The 2,941-nt window shown below is 41.7% G+C and carries 3 protein-coding genes and 1 pseudogene; 2 read left to right on the top strand and 2 right to left on the bottom strand.

From position 1 onward, the window contains the following. A pseudogene (locus ABI367_RS07355) lies at positions 1–223 on the top strand (orotidine-5'-phosphate decarboxylase); the annotation flags it as partial. A gap of 129 nt (positions 224–352) precedes the next feature. After that, complete coding sequence (locus ABI367_RS07350) at positions 353–802, top strand: hypothetical protein (protein ID WP_462230773.1); 450 nt, start codon at positions 353–355, stop codon at positions 800–802. A gap of 59 nt (positions 803–861) precedes the next feature. Here ABI367_RS07350 and ABI367_RS07345 read toward each other — a convergent pair whose 3' ends face one another. Both ABI367_RS07345 and ABI367_RS07340 read right to left on the bottom strand, forming a co-directional pair. Further along, positions 862–1,596 (bottom strand): SDR family oxidoreductase, encoded by a 735-nt coding sequence (locus ABI367_RS07345; protein ID WP_462230771.1) that lies wholly within the window; start codon positions 1,594–1,596, stop codon positions 862–864. A gap of 427 nt (positions 1,597–2,023) precedes the next feature. Next, a partial coding sequence (locus ABI367_RS07340) for a nucleotide excision repair endonuclease (RefSeq protein ID WP_462230769.1) occupies positions 2,024–2,941 on the bottom strand: 918 nt, incomplete at its 5' end.

The raw sequence follows: 2,941 nt of genomic DNA, 5'->3' as shown, positions 1-2,941 counted from the left end.
GCCCGATAACTTTTTATTGGTACCCGGCGTTGGCGCCCAGGGCGGCAGCCTGGCTGATGTTTGCCAATATGGTATAACCAAAGATTGTGGTTTAATAGTTAATGCGTCGCGTTCTATCATCTACGCATCAAACGGCGAAGACTTTGCCGATGCCGCGCGTGCCGAAGCCTTGAAAATTCAACAGCAAATGCAGGTGGAGTTGGAGAAGGCGTGGGTTATTTAATTTCGGATTTCGGAATTTCGATTTCGGATTTGTTTTAATTTGATAAACGTATACTTAATTAAAAGCAGGTCTGCGTCAAGAATTTTTTTATCCAAATAATTACCTTAGTATTTCCATTGAACTTTATCCATGAAAATACCTGAGGTTATATTTAGGTTTCAAACCGAACAAACGACAAGCGCTTCTTTGGAAGCTATTAAATACGAAATTCTACAAAAGTTAAAAGAGTACGATTACAGAGTAACCGCAGTAACAACAAACTCTGTAACTTTTAAGGAAAAACCGGGAATGGTAGTTACTGGTGTTGAATCTAAAAAACTATTATCTGGCGGTGAATTTCTAATTAATCAACTCGAATACAGCAACACCTTAGTTTTTAATTATCGTATTAACATTCTGCCTGGTTTTGTAATCTTGTTTATAGTTTTAACCTTTTGCATTATTGAAAGAATGTATTCTGGTATACCATTTTTTGGGGGCTTTTTTTTAATTGCATCAGTTTTTCAATATTTTTCTTTTAAAACCGCAGGAAAAGAAATATTGGATGAAATAATTACCGAGGCCATCGATATAACATAAAACAAAAAAGGTTTGACTATCGCCAAACCTAATCTTCAATCTTTATTCACCAATCTTTATCAGGCAAGTGCCTCAGACATGGTACGCATCTGTATCTCAATGATACGTGAGCCCGGCGACTGTGTGCACGCCAGCAATACCGCGCCTGCAACATCCTCCGGCTCCAACATGGTTGATTTAGCCACACCCTCTTCGGTACGGCCCGTGCCAATGGCAAATTCGGTTTTAACACCACCCGGGCAAATTGCACCCACCTTTATACCGTGCGGACGCAATTCTTTATCGAGCGCCTGTGCAAAACCTACCTGTGCAAATTTAGTGGCGCAATAAACTGCCTCGCCTGCAAAGCCATATACGCCTGCCATTGATGATAGCATTAAAACAGTTCCGCTTTTTTGTTTGATCATGTGCGGCACAACGTGACGGCTAAATAAAAAGGTAGAGCGGATGTTGGTGTCGGCCATGGTCTCGTAGTCGGCCAGGCTGGTATCCACCAGGTCCTTATAAATACCCATGCCGGTATTATTTAGCAGGATATCAATTTTGCCGGTAACAGCCAATGCCGCTTTAACGGTTTCTTCGGCGGTTTTTTCATCGCGGGCATCGCCTACAACTATTGAAGCATTTGAACCCAATTTTTTTATTTCGGCGGTTAGTTCTTCCAGTCTCTCGCCGCGGCGGGCAGTTATTACAATGTGAGCACCTTCGGCAGCTAAAGCCAACGCGCTGGCGCGACCTATCCCTGCACTGGCACCCGTAATTATGGCAACCTTTCCGGTTAATTTTCCTGACATGATGTTTTTAGTTTTTTTTGTTTGGTGGCTGCAATATACAAACGCTTAGGTCGTGATTCAAAAATATCCTACAAAACGTGGGCAGTTGTTGCGTACCTACGGCACGCGTTTTATATTAAAAATATTTTACTACAAATGTTTTGTGCCTACGGCACAAATAAGCGAATTAACTAACCGTATATTGCCCTAGCGGGCAATGTCATTAAGTTAATGAATTGAGTCCCATTTAATATCGAACACAGAATGTCCAATGTCGAATAATGAAGTTAAAACTTCGATGTTCGATATTCAAAATTCATTATTCGATATTATTTAAGCTTCTGTTTCCCTTAACTTAATGACATTGCCCCAGCGGGGCTACCTATTTGTAGAAAAAATCAACAAACAATTTCAGCTCCGTAGGTGCTGCCCGTCGCCAACAAAACATTTACCCTAACACCACCATACGCTCCGGATAGCGGGTGGCATAATTATGCACCATTGTTTTAATGTAATCATTACCCGGATACGGGGTAAGGTAGTTTTTAAGCTGATGAATATCCTCTACCTGAAAATAATGCGAAATATAACCCATACCATAAAACTGCCCCTTCTCTATCAGGATGCAGCTATGCTCATCGTCGGTACGGCCTTCATCGCGGATGGCAAATGTGGGTAGGGCGTCGCGCAGTTGGTTAAGGGCATAGGTTACTTTTTGATTATAGTCTTCAACGCTTTCCTGTCCGGTACAGGCGCAACCTTCGCCTATATTACAAGGCTGGTTGTTTTTTTGAATAAAGCAAAGCTTGGCACATAACCCAAAATCCTCAATTAAGCGATTTAACAGACTATAACCTTCCAGTATAGTATTACAGGTATATAATGTTTGGTTACCTTTACGGTATTTATCAATAGCCAGGCGCAGGTATCCGCGCTGGTCCTCAAAGGCGTAAAGACCATAAGCATGTTCAAACCGCTTTAACGACCGGTTATATTTGGGCCAAAGGCGCTTTATTTCTACGGCTTCCAACACAAAAGCTATCAGTTCTGTACCACATTGCTGGTGTGTTACCTGATAAATATTGCGCATAAATTCCTGCCGCTGCAAACCTGGGTTATTACCCGTAAAATGACTGCAAACACGCTTTTTTATATTTTTTGCTTTGCCTACATATATCACTTTGCCTTTAGCATCGTGAAAATAATATACGCCCGGCGTTTGGGGTAGCTGTTCAATAGTGGTTTTAGGCAGATGCGGCGGCAATACCTGCTCTTTGGAATTTTGCTTTAAAGCAGCCTTAATATGGTTATTAGCATCATTTTGCAGCAATAACGAAAATAGTTTGGCCGTAGCCTCGGCATCGCC

The sequence above is a fragment of the Mucilaginibacter sp. genome, from assembly GCF_039935595.1.
In the GTDB taxonomy this organism is placed as follows: domain Bacteria; phylum Bacteroidota; class Bacteroidia; order Sphingobacteriales; family Sphingobacteriaceae; genus Mucilaginibacter.
This window is presented reverse-complemented; position numbering and strand designations above follow the sequence as displayed.

Excerpts from the sequence above, each read along its gene's own strand:
- ABI367_RS07345 (WP_462230771.1), bottom strand. The coding sequence starts at position 1,596 with ATGTCAGGAAAATTAACCGGAAAGGTTGCCATAATTACGGGTGCCAGT.
- ABI367_RS07350 (WP_462230773.1), top strand. The coding sequence starts at position 353 with ATGAAAATACCTGAGGTTATATTTAGGTTTCAAACCGAACAAACGACA.